The 15,385-nt window shown below is 67.8% G+C and carries 13 protein-coding genes; 3 read left to right on the top strand and 10 right to left on the bottom strand.

The annotated features are described in order from the left end of the window. Positions 1 to 13: 13 nt before the first annotated feature. Positions 14 to 2,401, top strand: a complete 2,388-nt coding sequence (locus EL337_RS07220) for an alpha/beta hydrolase (RefSeq protein ID WP_235666615.1) — start codon at positions 14 to 16, stop codon at positions 2,399 to 2,401. 16 nt (positions 2,402 to 2,417) lie between these two features. Here EL337_RS07220 and EL337_RS07215 read toward each other — a convergent pair whose 3' ends face one another. Next, the gene (locus EL337_RS07215) at positions 2,418 to 2,897 is read right to left on the bottom strand and encodes a hypothetical protein (protein ID WP_048630337.1); all 480 of its coding nucleotides are present in this window, start codon (positions 2,895 to 2,897) and stop codon (positions 2,418 to 2,420) included. A gap of 1 nt (position 2,898) precedes the next feature. Further along, the gene (gene ahcY / locus EL337_RS07210) at positions 2,899 to 4,365 is read right to left on the bottom strand and encodes an adenosylhomocysteinase (RefSeq protein ID WP_048630336.1); all 1,467 of its coding nucleotides are present in this window, start codon (positions 4,363 to 4,365) and stop codon (positions 2,899 to 2,901) included. Between the two features lie 279 nt (positions 4,366 to 4,644). On the opposite strand from ahcY, the gene EL337_RS07205 reads away from it, so the two are divergent. Next, positions 4,645 to 5,904, top strand: a complete 1,260-nt coding sequence (locus tag EL337_RS07205) for an MFS transporter (protein ID WP_048630335.1) — start codon at positions 4,645 to 4,647, stop codon at positions 5,902 to 5,904. Here EL337_RS07205 and EL337_RS07200 read toward each other — a convergent pair. The 5 genes from EL337_RS07200 to EL337_RS07180 all read right to left on the bottom strand — a co-directional run bounded on the left by EL337_RS07200 (position 5,901) and on the right by EL337_RS07180 (position 10,135). Then, entirely contained in the window at positions 5,901 to 6,572 is a 672-nt protein-coding gene (locus tag EL337_RS07200; protein WP_109519747.1) for a TetR/AcrR family transcriptional regulator, read from the bottom strand. The genes EL337_RS07205 and EL337_RS07200 overlap by 4 nt on opposite strands. A 118-nt stretch (positions 6,573 to 6,690) precedes the next feature. Then, positions 6,691 to 6,882 (bottom strand): rubredoxin, encoded by a 192-nt coding sequence (locus EL337_RS07195; protein ID WP_048630333.1) that lies wholly within the window; start codon positions 6,880 to 6,882, stop codon positions 6,691 to 6,693. Next, positions 6,879 to 7,052 (bottom strand): rubredoxin, encoded by a 174-nt coding sequence (locus EL337_RS07190; protein ID WP_083442921.1) that lies wholly within the window; start codon positions 7,050 to 7,052, stop codon positions 6,879 to 6,881. Before EL337_RS07190 ends, EL337_RS07195 begins: the two co-directional genes overlap by 4 nt. Next, positions 7,049 to 8,260: an alkane 1-monooxygenase gene (locus tag EL337_RS07185; protein ID WP_048630332.1), complete on the bottom strand. Its 1,212-nt coding sequence runs from the start codon at positions 8,258 to 8,260 to the stop codon at positions 7,049 to 7,051. The genes EL337_RS07190 and EL337_RS07185 overlap by 4 nt, the downstream gene beginning before the upstream one ends. A 396-nt stretch (positions 8,261 to 8,656) precedes the next feature. Continuing rightward, positions 8,657 to 10,135: an APC family permease gene (locus tag EL337_RS07180; protein ID WP_048630331.1), complete on the bottom strand. Its 1,479-nt coding sequence runs from the start codon at positions 10,133 to 10,135 to the stop codon at positions 8,657 to 8,659. Positions 10,136 to 10,204: 69 nt separating this feature from the next. On the opposite strand from EL337_RS07180, the gene EL337_RS07175 reads away from it, so the two are divergent. Continuing rightward, complete coding sequence (locus EL337_RS07175; RefSeq protein ID WP_048630867.1) at positions 10,205 to 11,536, top strand: FAD-dependent oxidoreductase; 1,332 nt, start codon at positions 10,205 to 10,207, stop codon at positions 11,534 to 11,536. On the opposite strand, the gene manA is transcribed toward EL337_RS07175, so the two are convergent. The 3 genes from manA to EL337_RS07160 are packed head-to-tail and all read right to left on the bottom strand — an operon-like array spanning position 11,533 to position 15,260. Beyond that, positions 11,533 to 12,759 carry a mannose-6-phosphate isomerase, class I gene (manA, locus tag EL337_RS07170; protein WP_048630330.1) on the bottom strand — a complete coding sequence of 409 codons (1,227 nt, stop codon included), beginning with the start codon at positions 12,757 to 12,759 and terminating at the stop codon, positions 11,533 to 11,535. The genes EL337_RS07175 and manA overlap by 4 nt on opposite strands. Positions 12,760 to 12,765: 6 nt before the next feature. Beyond that, the gene (locus EL337_RS07165; RefSeq protein WP_048630329.1) at positions 12,766 to 13,878 is read right to left on the bottom strand and encodes a TobH protein; all 1,113 of its coding nucleotides are present in this window, start codon (positions 13,876 to 13,878) and stop codon (positions 12,766 to 12,768) included. After that, on the bottom strand, positions 13,875 to 15,260 hold the full coding sequence (locus EL337_RS07160; RefSeq protein ID WP_048630328.1) for a phosphomannomutase/phosphoglucomutase: 1,386 nt from the start codon (positions 15,258 to 15,260) through the stop codon (positions 13,875 to 13,877). The genes EL337_RS07165 and EL337_RS07160 overlap by 4 nt, the downstream gene beginning before the upstream one ends. Positions 15,261 to 15,385: the final 125 nt, after the last annotated feature.

Raw genomic sequence — 15,385 nt, 5'->3', positions numbered from 1 at the left:
CATAGTTCTACAAGTGCGGGGCGGGGATGGAATCGGCAAAGGCGCGAATTTCGCTGTGGCAGCGGGGATCGGCGCGGCGGTGTTCGTGGGACTGGGGTGCGGGGTCGCGTCGGCCGACGACACCGGCAGCTCGTCGTCGGCGTCGGAGGCTCCGGCATCGCGCGACGACGGGGTGAAGACGCGGGGTTCCGAGAGCGACTCGCGGACTGCAGCGGACGTCGCCTCGGAGGACGTCGCCGCCGATGACCCCACCGGCGCCGACGACGATCCGGAGGAGGACGGCAACGGGGCCGACGTCACCGAGGACGACGGGGCCGACGGGGCCGACGCCGCAGTGACGGTCGACATCGAGATCGACATCGACGAGGACCCGGACAACGACCGAGATCCGGTCGACGACGACGATCCGGTGCCCGCCGCGGTCGGGCACCTGCTGACGACGACGGCCGCGTCGCGTCGCGACCTCGACCCGGTCGCTCCGGCACCAACGCCCGCCCCGGCGAGTCAGACCCTCGTCATGCCGGCGAACTCGCTCAGCTACACCGACGAGCCGACGCTCGTCGACCAGATCGTCGTCGCGGGCCTGCGGGTCCTGCGCAGCGTCTCCAGCGTCGTCGGCATCGACCTCTACGGCCAGATCGGCCGGTTCCTGGAGAGGGCCAGGCCGCCATGGTTCGTGAGGTCCGGGCTTGACGTGCGGCGCACCGAGTACGAGGTCGCGGGCGGCACGTGGGACGTGTGGGAGTTCCATCCGCCGAACCCGACGGGAAAGACGGTCATCGCCGTGCACGGCGGCGGCTTCATCCTGCGACCGTTGGTGACGCATTGGCTGGACTACGCCAATATGGCCCGCGACACCGGTGCGACGGTGATCGTGCCGATGTACCCGCGGGCGAGCACCCAGGCCGGCACGGCGCTCCAGGTCGTACCCGCGATGGCGCACTTCATCTCCGACCAGATCACCGCACGCGGCGCCGCGAACGTCAGCCTCTACGCCGACTCGGCAGGATCCACGCTGATACTGGCCGCGGTGCGCGAGCTCATCCTGGCCGGCACGCCGGTCCCGGCCGGCATGGTGCTGCTGTCTGTCCCCCCGGACGACGCAGCCGGCAGTCACTGGAACGACGGTGTCGAGCTCACCGATCCGATCGTGAGCCCGCTGTTCCTCTCCGACGAGGTCCTCGCCGCGCTCCCGCCGACCACAATCTACGTCGGCGAACTGGAGCCGGTGCTGCCGAACATCATTGCGCTGCAGGACAAGTGGTCCGCTGCTGGCGGTGTGGTGTCCACCGTCATCGGGCGAGGACAGTTTCACGACTGGGCGCTCGGCGGTCTGCCGTTCACCTCGGCGGGTCCGAAGGTGCGCCCGGACATCTACCGCCAACTCGGCCTCAACGACGTCGCCGCCGGGCCCAGGACCATCGTCACCGGGCCCCCGTCGTACAGCGACCAGCTGGTCGTCGGGATCCTGCGGACCCTGCGCTGGCTCAACGAGACCACCGGCATCAAGCTGCTGACCGGCCTCGCCGGGGCGTCCATCATCACCGACCCGCCGGCGCCGCTGATGCGCGGACTGGACGTCACCGAAGGTCAGTACAACGGCTGGAAGATCTGGGAGATCGCCTCCCCCAAGCCGTCGGGTGAGGTCGTCGTCGCGCTTCACGGCGGCGGCTTCGAATCCGAGGCCAACATCCTGCACTGGTCGGACTATGCGCAGATGGCCCGCGACACCGGCGCCACCGTCCTGGTACCCATCTACCCGCTCGCCCCGCCGAAGAGCACCGGCACCGCGACGACGCTGGTGCCACCGATGGCCGACTACCTGGCCGCGCTGATCGCCACCCACGGCGTCGACAACGTCAGCCTGTACGGAGATTCCTCAGGCGGCTCGTACGCCGTGCTGGTGGTGCGGGAATTGGTGCAGCGCTGCAGGATTGACGTGCAGTGCGTGGTGTCGCAAGCGCGGCCGTCACGGATGGTGCTCGTCTCCCCCGCTTTGCACCTGACGCTGCGCAGCCCGGCGATCGACGCCATCGACGACCCGATTCTGCCCCGGCACGCGGCGGGTGAGGGTCCACGGTTCAACGGCGAGCTCGACATGGACGACCCACGCGTGAACCCGTACTCGGCGGCCGACCTCACCGGCCTGCCCCCGACCACGGTGTACATCGGCACGTCGGAAAAGCTCTATCCCGGCGCACTGGCGTTCCGCGACAAGCTGTTGTCTCAAGATCCGGCGGCCGACCTCACGGTAGTCATCGGTGACGGGCAGATGCACGGGTGGGCGTTGGGCGGCATCGTGGTCAACTCCCAGGCGCCGATCTGGCGATCGAACGTGTACCGCCAACTCGGCCTACTGCCCACGGATTCGGCGCGGTACGTGACGCTGCAGGTGGCCTAGCGCGCCAGATCGGGCGTCATCCCGAGCCGGCGATGCTGGACTGCAGCACGACCGTGTCGCGCGGCGGGTCCAGGAACACCCGCGTGCTCCTGCGTACGGCGCCGAACCGCATGTTCAGTTCCACGCCGGTCAGGAACGGCCCGGGCGGCAAATCGGATTCGAGCATCTTCTGCACCGCGGGCTGGTGCCCGAGGTCTTCGGCATTGCCCTTCGCCACAAGCTCTTTCATGGTCTCGGGCGTCACCTGCGCGACGGCGTCGATCCACTCCAGCCGAAGCCTGGACGACTCGTCGCTGGAATTGTTCCAGATGATCCATGACGCGGACACCGGGGTGCCGAGCGCCGGGAACGTCCGGGCCAGCTCCTCGGTGTCGTGGCGCACCTCGGGCGCCGGCCGAGACGAGGTGACCACCTCCGGCTCCTCGGACGGCTGGCCCTGACATGACGTCAGGGCCAGCGCGAGTCCGAGCGTCGCCGCTCTCCAGCGTCTCGACACGTCAGTAGCGGTAGTGCTCCGGCTTGTACGGGCCGTCGACGTCGACGCCGATGTACTCGGCCTGCTCCTTGGTGAGCTTGGTCAGCGATCCGCCGAGGGCTTCGACGTGGATCTTGGCGACCTTCTCGTCGAGGTGCTTGGCCAGGCGGTAGACCTCGTTGTCGTACTCGTCGTTCTTGGTCCACAGCTCGATCTGCGCGATGACCTGGTTGGAGAAGCTGTTGCTCATCACGAACGACGGGTGCCCGGTCGCGTTGCCCAGGTTCAGCAGACGACCCTCGCTCAGCACGATGATCGAGTGGCCGTCGGGGAAGATGAACTCGTCGACCTGCGGCTTGATGTTGATCCGCCGAATGTCCTTGTCGCGCTCCAGGCGGGCCATCTCGATCTCGTCATCGAAGTGACCGATGTTGCCCAGGATCGCCTGGTGCTTCATCGACCGCATGTGGTCGAGGGTGATGATGCCCTGGTTGCCGGTGGCGGTGATGACGATGTCGGCCCAGCCGATGGCCTCTTCGACGGTCTTGACCTCGAAGCCGTCCATCAGCGCCTGCAGGGCGTTGATCGGGTCGATCTCGGTGACCGCGACGCGGGCGCCCTGCGCCTTGAGCGCCTCGGCGCAGCCCTTGCCGACGTCGCCGTAGCCACAGACGAGCGCGGCCTTGCCGCCGATCAGCACGTCGGTGCCGCGGTTGATGCCGTCGATCAGCGAGTGGCGGGTGCCGTACTTGTTGTCGAACTTGCTCTTGGTGACCGAGTCGTTGACGTTGATCGCGGGGAACGACAGCTCACCGGCGGCGGCGAACTGGTACAGGCGCAGCACGCCGGTGGTGGTCTCCTCGGTGACGCCCTTGACCGACTCGGCGATCTTCGTCCACTTGTCCTTGTCGGTTTCGAAGCGCTCGCGGATCAGGCTGAGGAACACCTTGTACTCGTCGGAGTGGTCGTCCTCGGCCGGCGGAACCACGCCGGCCTTCTCGAACTGCGCACCGCGCAGCACCAGCATGGTGGCGTCACCACCGTCGTCGAGGATCATGTTGGCGGGCTCGCCCGGCCACGTCAGCATCTGCTCGGCGGCCCACCAGTACTCCTCCAGCGTCTCGCCCTTCCACGCGAACACCGGGGTGCCCTTGGGCTCCTCCGGGGTGCCGTTGGGGCCGACGACGACGGCCGCGGCCGCGTGGTCCTGGGTGGAGAAGATGTTGCACGATGCCCAGCGCACCTCGGCGCCGAGCGAGACCAGGGTCTCGATCAGTACGGCGGTCTGGATGGTCATGTGCAGCGAGCCGGAGATACGCGCGCCCTTGAGCGGGGCGACATCGGCGTATTCGCGGCGGAGCGCCATCAGGCCGGGCATCTCGTGCTCGGCGAGGCGAATCTCCTTGCGCCCGAATTCGGCCAGCGACAGGTCAGCGACCTTGTAGTCGATGCCGTTGCGGACGTCAGCGGTCAATTGTGTTGCTGTCATGTAGAGCCCCTTGTCACGTGTCAGTCGCCGCGTGGCGGACTGTAGTTGCCGGTGAGTGCGCGGGCCGGGCGGCGGCGAATACATCTCGGCCGCGCACGGACTTCCGCGCCGACTCCCCCAGCCTGCGGGCTCGCGGGACAGGCGCGTATCGCGCTCTGCCGGCCAGAGGGTCCTGCACCACCGTAGCGAATGAGGATGTGACGTCACCATCCGGGCTGTTTGACGGCCGATTCGCCGGGGGTAAACCGCCACGCCAATTCGGGGAACAGGTGGTGTGCGGTGGCATCGGAGTCGACGGGCCTGACGAGGCGATCTCTGGTGGCCCTGGCGGCTCTGAACTTCTTCCTCGCCGACGCCAGGGACGGCCTCGGTCCCTTCCTGGACGCGTTCCTGGCGACCCGGGGGTGGTCGTCGATGGCGCTGGGTGCGATCGCGACGGTCGGCGGGCTCATCGGGCTGGTCGCGACGCCGATGTTCGGCGCCCTGGTGGACGGCACCCGCTACAAGCGGGCCCTGGTGGCCATACCGGTCGTCGTGGTCACGGCGGTCGCGCTGCTGACGCTGGCCGCGCCCACCCCGACGATCGTGTGGGTCGGTCAGATCGGCACCGCGGTGGTGGGCGCCGTCATCGGTCCCGCGCTGATGGGTCTCACGCTCGGGCTGGTCGGCCAGAAGCTGTTCAGCGGGCAGGTCTCCCGTAACGAGGTCTGGAACCACGCGGGCAACGTGGTGTCACTGGCCGCGGTGTTCATCACCGTGTCGCTGTACGGCGAGCAGGCGATCGTGTGGCTGATGCTGCTGACCGCCGTCGCCGCGGTGATCGCCGCCGGCTGTATCAACCCGAAGGGCATCGATCACCAGACTGCCCGTGGACTGTCCGAATCCGACACCGACGACACCGACGCGCCGTCGGGCTTGAAGGTGCTGATCTCCACGCCTGGCCTGGTGCTGCTGTCGGTCCTGCTGCTGATGTTCCACTTCGGCAATGCGCCGATGAGCAGGCTGGTGGCCCAGCAGTTCGCCATCGAGTTGGGCACACCGTTCCGCACGACGGCGATCATCACCGGCGTGGCACAGGTGACGATGGTCGCCGTCGCGCTGGCGACGCCGTATCTCATCGGCCGCTTCGGCCTGGCCGCGGTGATGCTGACGGCGTTGTGCGCGCTGCCAATTCGCGGCCTGATCGCCGGCACCCAGACCGGCTTCTGGTCGATCTTCCCGGTGCAGATGCTCGACGGCGTCGGCGCGGGTCTGATCGGGATCGTCACGCCGGTCGCCGTCGAACGCCTGCTGGCCGGGACAGGCCGGTTCAACGTGGGTTTCGCGGCGGTCATGACCATGCAGGGCATCCGCGCATCGCTGAGCAACGTGGTGGCGGGCACCATCGTGAGCGAATACGGCTACGCGGCCTCACATCTGGTCAGCGGCGCGATCGCAGTCGTCGCCGTCGCGATCTTCCTGCGGTGGCGCAGCGACATCGTGGTGCGCCGACATCGTGGTGCGCCGACCTCAGAGTCCGCGCGACGGCGACCTCGCTAGCTCGTCTCGATGACGCCGTAGCGTGCGGCGAACGGCTCCATCAGCCGGGCCAGATCCCGCGCCACATCGTGGTTGGCCTCCGGCGGCATCGAGATGTAGCTCATCGCCAGCCGGACGATCGCCCTGGCCAGCACACCGGCGTCCTCCTGGCTGCAGCGCACCCAGCTGCTCATGAACGACCCGGTGAGCCGATCCGAGCAGTGGGTGATGATCGGCGCGCTGTCGGTGGTGATGAGCTGCAGCAGGTCGGGCTTGGACGTTCCGGTCAGCAGTGAGATCACCAGCGGGTCGGCGGCGGACTCGGCGAAGAAGTCGCGGAAGCCCTGCAGGAACGCGGCGTAGACGTCGCCGATGTTGCCGTTGATCGCGTCGTTGATCTGGTCGACCAGATTGTCGGCCAGCCGCATCGCGTAGCCCTGTGCCAGGCCCTGCCGCGATCCGAACTCGTTGTAGATCGTCTGGCGGCTGATGCCCGCGGCCTTGGCGACGTCGGACAGCGTGATCTGGGCCCAGTCCCGGGTCAGCAGCAACTCGCGCATCCCGTCGAGGATGGAGTCGCGCAGCAGCACCCGCGACGCTTCGGCGTAGGTGATGCGCTTGTCGTGGGGCCCGGTCACACGCGCGACAATAACTGTTCTCGGCGTGAAGGTGCCGGTGGCGACGCTCACGGCCCCGCCTCATCTCCGCGAGCGTTGGGGGCACCACCCGCTTGCGGAGGAGTGTCTGCAGCCGACACGCCGCCGGTTTCGGGAACGTCACGCACGCTCGTGGCGGATGACTGTGCGCTCACGGCCGTGCGACCTCGACCATCTCGAAGTCCGTCTTGGCCGCTCCGCAGTCCGGGCAGCTCCAGTCCTCGGGGATGTCGTCCCAGCGGGTGCCGGGCGCGATGCCATCCTCGGGCCAGCCCTTGGCCTCGTCGTACTCGAAGCCGCACTGCACGCAGACGAACAGTTTGAAATCCTCGTCGCCACTCATTGCCTTACTCCAATCTCGTCGAAATCGACCTTCTCGCGTACCGCGCAGTCGGGGCAGCACCAGTCGTCGGGGACGTCACTCCAGGTGGTTCCGGCCGGAAACCCTTCGCGGGGTTCACCTTTGGCCTCGTCGTACACATAGTCGCAGCCGGGGCACCGGTAGGCGGTCATGCCTGGCCCGCCTCGGCTCCGTACTTGGCCAGCACCCTGTCACGCACCCGCGGGTGGATGTTGACGCGGGACATGTCGCCGCCGTAGTGGGCGAGCACCCGGTGGTCCATCACCTTGCGCCACAGGGGCGGGAAGTACGTGAGGCTGATCATCGACGCGTACCCGCTGGGCAGATTCGGGGCGCCCTCCATGCTGCGCAGCGTCTGGTAGCGCCGGGTCGGGTTCGCGTGGTGGTCGCTGTGCCGCTGCAGGTGGTAGAGGAACAGGTTGGTGACGATGTGGTCGGAGTTCCAGCTGTGCGACGGGGCGCAGCGCTCATAGCGGCCGCTGTCGAGTTTCTGCCGCATCAGGCCGTAATGCTCGAGGTAGTTGACCGTCTCCAGCAGCGTGAAGCCGAACACTGCCGAGATGACGATGTAGGGGATCAGCGCCCAGCCGAACACCGCGATCAGCGCGCCGTAGAGCACCACCGACATCGCCCACGCATTGAGCACGTCGTTGGACCAGTGCCACTTGCTCTTGCCGGCACGCTCCAGCCGGTTGGCCTCCAGCTCCCACGACGACTTCAGACTGCCGAACACGCTGCGCGGCAAGAACTCCCAGAACGTCTCACCGAATCGGGCCGACGCCGGGTCTTCCGGGGTGGCGACGCGGACGTGATGGCCGCGGTTGTGCTCGATGTAGAAATGGCCGTAGAGGGTCTGCGCCAGCGTGATCTTGGCCAGCCACCGCTCCAGCGAGTCCTTCTTGTGTCCCATCTCGTGGGCGGTGTTGATGCCCACGCCACCCAGCATGCCGACAGACAGCGCCAGACCGATCTTGGCCGGCCACGCCAGGCCGCCGTCGAACCCAAGCCAACTCAGATCCGACGCCGTGAACAGGTAGGCGCCGAAGATAACGCTGGCGTACTGGAACGGGATGTAGATGTAGGTGCAGTAGCGGTAGTACTTGTCGTTCTCCAGCCGCTCCATCACCTCGTCGGGCGGGTTCTGGCCGTCGGGCCCGAACTTGAGATCAAGGGCGGGCAGCAGGATGTAGAGCAGGATGGGGCCGATCCAGAGCGGCACCTGGGCGGCGCCGTGCCAGCCCCATTGGTTGAACGCCCACACCAGGGGCATCACGACGAACAGCGCCGTGGGGGCGATCAGGCCCATCAGCCACAGGTAGCGCTTCCTGTCGCGCCACTGCTCGATGTCGGCCTGCGACATTTCCGGAATTTCTCGCGTAGTCACTCGTGTGCCTCCTTGCTGTGAGTGCGGTCACCCGTTGCAGTTGACTATAGAACGCATTTTGTCGCCTGTCTAGACAGCAACTATTGTTTTGTAAAGCTCCCTTGCTCCGCGAGCGCGCGTGTCTGCCCGCCCTCCTGCGGTGTGTCGCGTGCGTCTACGTGCGCTCGTCGGCGCCGAAAGCGCGCAGCGTGCACGAACCCGACGCGCGGCGCGCGGTCAGCCGTCGGGCGTCATCGATCGACAAGACCGGCATCGAAAAGACCGGCACAGCAGAAGGCGCGCGCTCGTCAGCGACGAGCGCGCGCCCCGTGCCAGCTTTGCGCGGCGTGTCGCCGTACAGACACGCGCGCTCGCGGAGAAAAGGAGGAGGCCCTACTTGGCGCGCTGGGCCAGCAGCGAGTGCCTGCGGCCGTAGACGAAGTAGACGACGACGCCGAGCGCCATCCAGAGCCCGAACCGGATCCAGGTCAGCCCGGTCAGGTTCAGCATCAGCCAGACACACGCGATGATCGCGAGGATCGGCAGCACGGGGACAAACGGCGTGCGGAAGCCTCGCTTGAGGTCGGGACGGTTGCGCCGCAGCACGATCACACCCGCCGACACCAGGACGAACGCGAACAGCGTGCCGATGTTGACCATCTCTTCGAGCTTGTCGATCGGGAACACGGTGGCGGTGATCGCGACGACGACGCCGACGATCAGCGTGATGCGCACCGGGGTGCCCCGTCCGCCGGTCTTGGCCAGCTGCGTCGGCAGCAGCCCATCCCGCGACATCGCGAATAACACCCGCGTCTGCCCCAGCACCAGCACGATCACGACGGTGGTCAACCCGGCCAGCGCGCCGATGGAGATCACCTTCGCCGCCCAGTCGACCCCGTTCAGCGAGAACGCCGTCGCCAGGTTCTGCGTCTCGGCGTCCCGCAATTCCTTGTAGCTGACCATCCCAGTCAACACCACGGCCACCGCGACGTAGAGCACGGTGACGATGCCGAGCGACGCCAGGATGCCGCGCGGCACGTCCCGCTGCGGGTTCTTGGTCTCCTCAGCGGTGGTGGCGACGATGTCGAAGCCGATGAACGCGAAGAACACGATCGACGCGCCGGCCAGCAGTCCGTACCACCCGTAGCTGCTGCCCTCGGCGCCGGTGAGCAGTGAGAACAGCGACTGTTCCGCACCCGATCCGCCCTCACCGGGTTCCGGGGCCGGCACGAACGGCGAGAAGTTCTCGGTCTTGATGTAGAACGCGCCGACGGTGATCACCAGCAACACCACCGCCACCTTGAGCGCGGTGATGGCCAGGCTGACACCCGCCGAGAGTTTGGTCCCGAGGGCCAAGATCAGGGTGACGAACGCGATGATGATCAGCGCGCCCCAATCCACTTGCACCCCAGAGATTTCCGTTGTCCCGCCGGCAAACCCGAACACGGTGCCGAGGTAGCTGGACCAGCCCTTGGCCACCACGGCCGCCGCGACAGCGAACTCCAGGATCAGGTCCCACCCGATGATCCATGCGACGAACTCCCCGAACGTCGCATAGGAGAACGTGTAGGCACTGCCCGCCACCGGCACGGTGGAGGCGAATTCCGCGTAGCACAGCGCGGCGAGCCCGCACGCGATCGCGGCGAGGACGAATGAGATCGAGATGGCGGGCCCGGTGATGTTGGCGGCGGTGGACGCGGTGATGGTGAAGATGCCGGCACCGATCACCACCGACACCCCGAACACGGTCAGGTCCCACCAGTTCAGGTCCTTGCGCAGCCGAGTGTCCGGCTCGTCGGTGTCGGCGATCGACTGCTCCACCGACTTCACCCGCCGCGAATTGGCTGTCTGCGTGCCGGGCTCTTGAGCCATCAACCGTCCTCGTTTCGTCATCGTTTCAGCGGAATCTACCCACTACCGTGGACTCCAATGGGTCAAAAAATGACACCGCCCGAAAATCACGCGATCGTGATCGGCGGCAGCCTCGGGGGTCTGTGTGCCGCCCGGGTGTTGTCGAACTTCTACGAGCAGGTCACCGTCTACGAGCGCGACGAACTGCCCGACGGGCCGGCCAATCGCGCCGCGGTTCCTCAGGGCCGCCACGTGCATCTGCTGATGGCCCGCGGCGCGCAGGAGTTCGACGGGCTGTTCCCCGGCCTGCTCGACGAGATGGTCGCGTCCGGCGTGCCGATTCTGGAGAACCGCCCCGACTGCATCCACTTCGGCGCCGCGGGGCACGTGCTCGGCACCCAGCACCGCCTGCAGGACGAGTTCACCGCCTACGTGCCCAGCAGGCCGCACCTGGAGTGGCAGATCCGGCGCAGGGTCCTCGACATCGAGAACGTGACGCTGCTGCACGAGGACGTCGACGAACCGGTCTACGACGGGTCCCGGGTCACCGGTGTCCGGACCAGCGACGGCTCGACGGTCGACGCCGACCTCGTCGTCGACGCGACGGGACGCGGAACCCGGCTCCCAGTGTGGTTGGCGCAGTGGGGATTCGACCGTCCACGCGAGGACACCGTGGACGTCGGCATCGGGTACGCCACCCACCAGGTGCGGATTCCCGACGGACTGATCGACGAAAAGGTGGTGGTGGCGGGCGCGTCGCGGAGCCAACCGTGCGGCCTCGGCATGCTCTTCTACGAGGACGGCAACTGGGGGGTGACCACGTTCGGGACCGCGAAGGTGCCGCCGCCGGCCGATTTCGACGAGATGTGCGCGCTGGCGGACGAGATTCTGCCGGCACACGTCAGCGGCGCTCTGCGCCGTGGTACGCCGCTGGGTTCCATTGCGCTGCACAAGTATCCGGCCAGCCGGTGGCGCCGCTACGACCAGCTGGAGCGTTTCCCCCACGGCATCGTGCCGTTCGGCGACGCCGTCGTCAGCTTCAACCCGACGTACGGCCAGGGGATGACCATGACGTCGATTCAAGCCGGTCACCTCAGGCGTGCCCTGCTGGCTCCGCGCGAAGAGCTGGCCCGCACGCTCAATCGCGCCACCGCCAAGACCACCTATCCGGTGTGGACCATGAACGCGGTCGGCGACCTGACGCTGCACGGCGCCACCGGGCCCGCGCCCAGGTGGTACAAGCCCGTCGGCGCGCTGTTCGATCAGTTCCTGGGCGCCGCCGAGACCGATCCTGTTCTGGCGGAATGGTTTCTGCGTCGGTTCAGCCTGCTCGACAGCCTGTGGATGGTGCCGTCCGCCCAGCTGGTCGGCCGCACCGTGCGGCACAACATGAAGCTGTGGCTGGCCGAGAGACGGAACTAGATCCCGACGGTCACCCGGAACAGGCGCGTCGACTCCTGCGCGACCAGCCTGATCGGACCGTCGTCGGCGGCCACCCATGCTGCCGCACCGCGTTCCAGCACCACCGAGCCCGCCTTGGCGTGCACCGTCGCCGAGCCCTGGGTGCACAGCAGAACCTGCGGCCCGTCGTGACGGGTGGGTGCGTCGATCTCGTGGCCCAGCTGCTCACCGTCGATGTTGAGCACGGTCACCGCGAACTCCGGCGCGGGCGTCGGGTAGACGGTTTCCGCTCCGTCCCTGAGGGTTTCGGGAACGACGAGGACGTCCTCCGCCGGAGTGAAGTCGAGCACCCGCAGCAGCTCAGGCACGTCGACGTGCTTGGGGGTCAAGCCGCCGCGAAGCACGTTGTCGGAGTTGGCCATCACCTCCACGCCCACGCCGTGCAGGTACGAGTGCAGATTGCCGGCGGGCAGGTACAGCGCCTCCCCCGGCGCCAGCGACAGCCGGTTGAGCAACAGGGACGCCAGCACGCCGGCATCGCCGGGGTAACGCTCGCCGAGCTCGAGCACGGTGCGGGCCTCGCGGACGAATTCCTTGTGCCCCGAACGCACGTAGTTGATCGCGCCGTCGAGAACGGCGGGCACCAGCGAGTCGAGATCGGGCTGGGGGCAGGTGATCCAGGTGGTGAAGAGCGCCCGCAGCCCGTCCCCGTCGTGCTGGCCCGCGAGCAGATTGATGTACGGATCGAGCTCGGCGACTCCGAGTGCGCGCATCAGCTCGACGGTGCGGGCCGCCGGCCGGAAGCCGGCCAGCGCCTCGAATCTGCTGAGCGCCACGATGATTTCGGGTTTGTGACTGCGGTCGCGGTAGTTGCGGTTGGGCGCCGTGATCGGGATACCCATCCGCTCCTCGCGCGCGAAACCCTCGGTGGCCTGCTCGGTGCTCGGGTGGGCCTGCAGTGACAGCGGTTCGTCAGCGGCCAGTACCTTCACCAGGAAGGGCAGGGTGTCGCCGAATCGGCCGCGCACCGTGGCCCCGAGTTCCCCCTCGGGGTCGGCGCGGAGCGCGTCGAGCAGCGACCGTTCGCCGTCCTCGGTCTGCAGCCAGGCCGGGTCGCCCGGGTGGGCGCCGAACCACAGCTCAGCTTCGGGATGCGGGGTGGGGCTCGGCGCCCCGATGAAATCGGCAATCGCGGTTCTCGAACCCCACGCATAGGTCCGCACCGCGCCTTTGAGCAGATGCACTTCGCTTCAACCTCGAACCAGCCGCTGGTAGACCGCCGCCATTTCCAGACGGACGGCCAGCAGCGCCAATTGTTGTTCGGGACGTACGGATCCAGGCGTCGATGCTGAGCCCAGTTCGCCATCCCCCCCAGTCGCCAGGACGTCGGGGACGTCGTTGGCGTTGACGACGTGAACGTCGTCGAATCCTCGTAGCCGTGACGATACCTCTGGCCGGTCGGCGTCGGACGTCAACACGATGGTGCGCGTCCGTCGAGCCAACGGTCCGTCGATCTCTTCGTCGTGGAAGATCGACGCTTCCCGCTGCACGCTGCGGCCCCACCCCGACGCGATGGCCACCAGCGCGTCGGCCAGCCCGACCGCCGCCACGCTCTGGTGGGCGACCCGCAGCATCACCGCGCAGGCGTGCCTGGCCAGCACGATGGTGGCGGCGCTGTCGCCGGCGAACACCACCTCCCGGTCGAGCATGCGCTCGGCCAGGCTCTTGGCGGGATTGGTGAAAAGGTCACGGCCGGCACTGTTTCGGAGCGCCTCGGCGTCCAGCTCGTCGGCCAGTGCGGCCAGTTCGACGGAGTATCCGGGGGCGATGGCCTGCAGTGCGGCCATCCCGGCGGCCAGGTAGCGCACCAGGGTGAACTCGTCGGGGACGTGCAGACGCGGCGGCAGCACCACCGATCGGCCCGCGGTGGCGTCGCGCAGCGGACCTTCGTGCGGTGCCACCACGATGACGCGCGCTCCCCGGCGCACTGCCATGGCCGCGGCCGACACCAGCGTCGGATCACCGGCGTCGTCGCCGGCGATGATCACGACGTCGAGCGCGCCGATCCACGGCGGCGCCGCGGTGGCGACGACGATGGGCGCTCCGACCGAGCTGCCGAGCTGGGTGGCCAGCATCGTGCCCGCGTTCTCGGCGTTGCCGGGGCCCGCGATCCACACGACGGTGCGTGGCGGCGAGTCCGACCGGACCGGATCGAGGTCACCTTCGTCGAACGCAGAGGCGGTGGCGCGCACCTGCGCACCGGCCATCGACGCTGCGCGCAGCAAACCGAGACGGTCGGCGGCAAGCAGGCCGTCCGCATCGTCGAGGTCGACGTCGGCCGCCGACAGCGGGCTGGGATTCACGGCGGTCCCTCGGCGCCCGAGGTGATGTAGCCCCCGATCTCGTCGACGAGGTTCTTGACCTCGTCGGCGGTGCGGGCTTCGACGTTGAGCCGTAGCAAAGGTTCGGTGTTCGACATCCTGATGTTGAACCAGGCGCCTTCTCCGAGGTCGACCGTCACCCCGTCGAGGTGGTCGATGGCCTGCACGCGCGACCCGAACGCCTGCAGCACCGCGTCGACGATCGCGGGTGCATTGCTGACGGTGTAGTTGATCTCACCGGACGCTTCGTAGCGCTGGTAGTCGGCCATCATGTCCGACAGCGGACGGTCCTGTTCGCCGAGCGCGGCCAGGACGTGCAGGGCGGCGAGCATGCCGGAGTCGGCGCCCCAGAAGTCGCGGAAGTAGTAGTGCGCCGAGTGTTCGCCGCCGAAGATCGCGCCGGTCTCGGCCATCAGGCCCTTGATGTAGGAGTGTCCGACGCGCGAACGCAGCGGTGTGCCGCCGCGCTCGGTGACGAGTTCGGGTACGGCCCGCGAGGTGATCAGGTTGTGGATGATCGTGGCGCCGATCTCGCGGCCGAGTTCACGCGCAGCGACCAGCGCGGTGACCGCCGACGGCGAGACCGCTTGCCCGCGTTCGTCGACGACGAAGCAGCGGTCGGCGTCGCCGTCGAAGGCCAGCCCGATGTCGGCGCCGGTTTCCAGGACGTAGGCCTGCAGGTCGACGAGGTTGGCCGGATCCAGCGGGTTGGCCTCGTGGTTGGGAAAGTTGCCGTCGAGCTCGAAGAACAGGGGCAACAATGTCATCGACGGGATCAGCCCGAGGACCGCGGGGGTGGTGTGGCCGGCCATGCCGTTGCCGGCGTCCACCGCGACGCGCAGCGGTCGCAGCTCGCTGACGTCGACCAGCGAGTAGAGGAACTGTCCGTAGTCGACGAGCACGTCGCGGTCGGAGATGGAGCCGCGTGGGCCGTCGTAGGCGGGGACGCCCGCGATCACCTCGTCGCTGATGGTGGTCAGCCCGGTGTCCTTGCCGACGGGCTTCGCTCCGGCGCGGCACAACTTGATGCCGTTGTAGGCCGCCGGGTTGTGACTGGCGGTGAACATCGCCCCCGGACAGTCGAGCAGCCCCGACGCGAAGTACAGCTGATCGGTGGACGCGAGGCCGATCCGCACCACGTCGAGACCCTGGGCGGTGACGCCGTCGGCGAAGGCGTTGGCCAACGCCGGCGAACTGTCGCGCATGTCGTGGCCGATGACCACCTGCGTCGCGCCGTCGCGGACCAGCCGCGCGAATGCCGCGCCCACCTCGCAGACGAAGGTCTCGTCGATTTCCTCACCGACCAGTCCACGTACGTCATAGGCCTTGATGACGCGATGTACCGCCTCGGCGGGACGTGACATGGAGCTCCTTGGACGATGAGACTGTTGGTGATCAGCCTAGCCGTCGGGGACGGTCCGTACCGCGAGTCACCCCGACCGTCATCGCACCGAAACAGCGCCTCAGCAGGAACTGCTGCGTAGAGGCA

Origin of the sequence: Mycolicibacterium aurum (genome assembly GCF_900637195.1) — a bacterium.
In the GTDB taxonomy this organism is placed as follows: domain Bacteria; phylum Actinomycetota; class Actinomycetes; order Mycobacteriales; family Mycobacteriaceae; genus Mycobacterium; species Mycobacterium aurum.
The sequence above is the reverse complement of the archived record's forward strand: the minus strand, read 5'-3'. Positions and strand labels throughout refer to the sequence as shown.

Excerpts from the sequence above, each read along its gene's own strand:
- ahcY (WP_048630336.1), bottom strand. The coding sequence starts at position 4,365 with ATGACAGCAACACAATTGACCGCTGACGTCCGCAACGGCATCGACTAC.
- EL337_RS07195 (WP_048630333.1), bottom strand. The coding sequence starts at position 6,882 with ATGAGTGGCGACGAGGATTTCAAACTGTTCGTCTGCGTGCAGTGCGGC.
- EL337_RS07190 (WP_083442921.1), bottom strand. The coding sequence starts at position 7,052 with ATGACCGCCTACCGGTGCCCCGGCTGCGACTATGTGTACGACGAGGCC.
- EL337_RS07185 (WP_048630332.1), bottom strand. The coding sequence starts at position 8,260 with ATGTCGCAGGCCGACATCGAGCAGTGGCGCGACAGGAAGCGCTACCTG.
- EL337_RS07180 (WP_048630331.1), bottom strand. The coding sequence starts at position 10,135 with ATGGCTCAAGAGCCCGGCACGCAGACAGCCAATTCGCGGCGGGTGAAG.
- EL337_RS07175 (WP_048630867.1), top strand. The coding sequence starts at position 10,205 with ATGACACCGCCCGAAAATCACGCGATCGTGATCGGCGGCAGCCTCGGG.
- EL337_RS07160 (WP_048630328.1), bottom strand. The coding sequence starts at position 15,260 with ATGTCACGTCCCGCCGAGGCGGTACATCGCGTCATCAAGGCCTATGAC.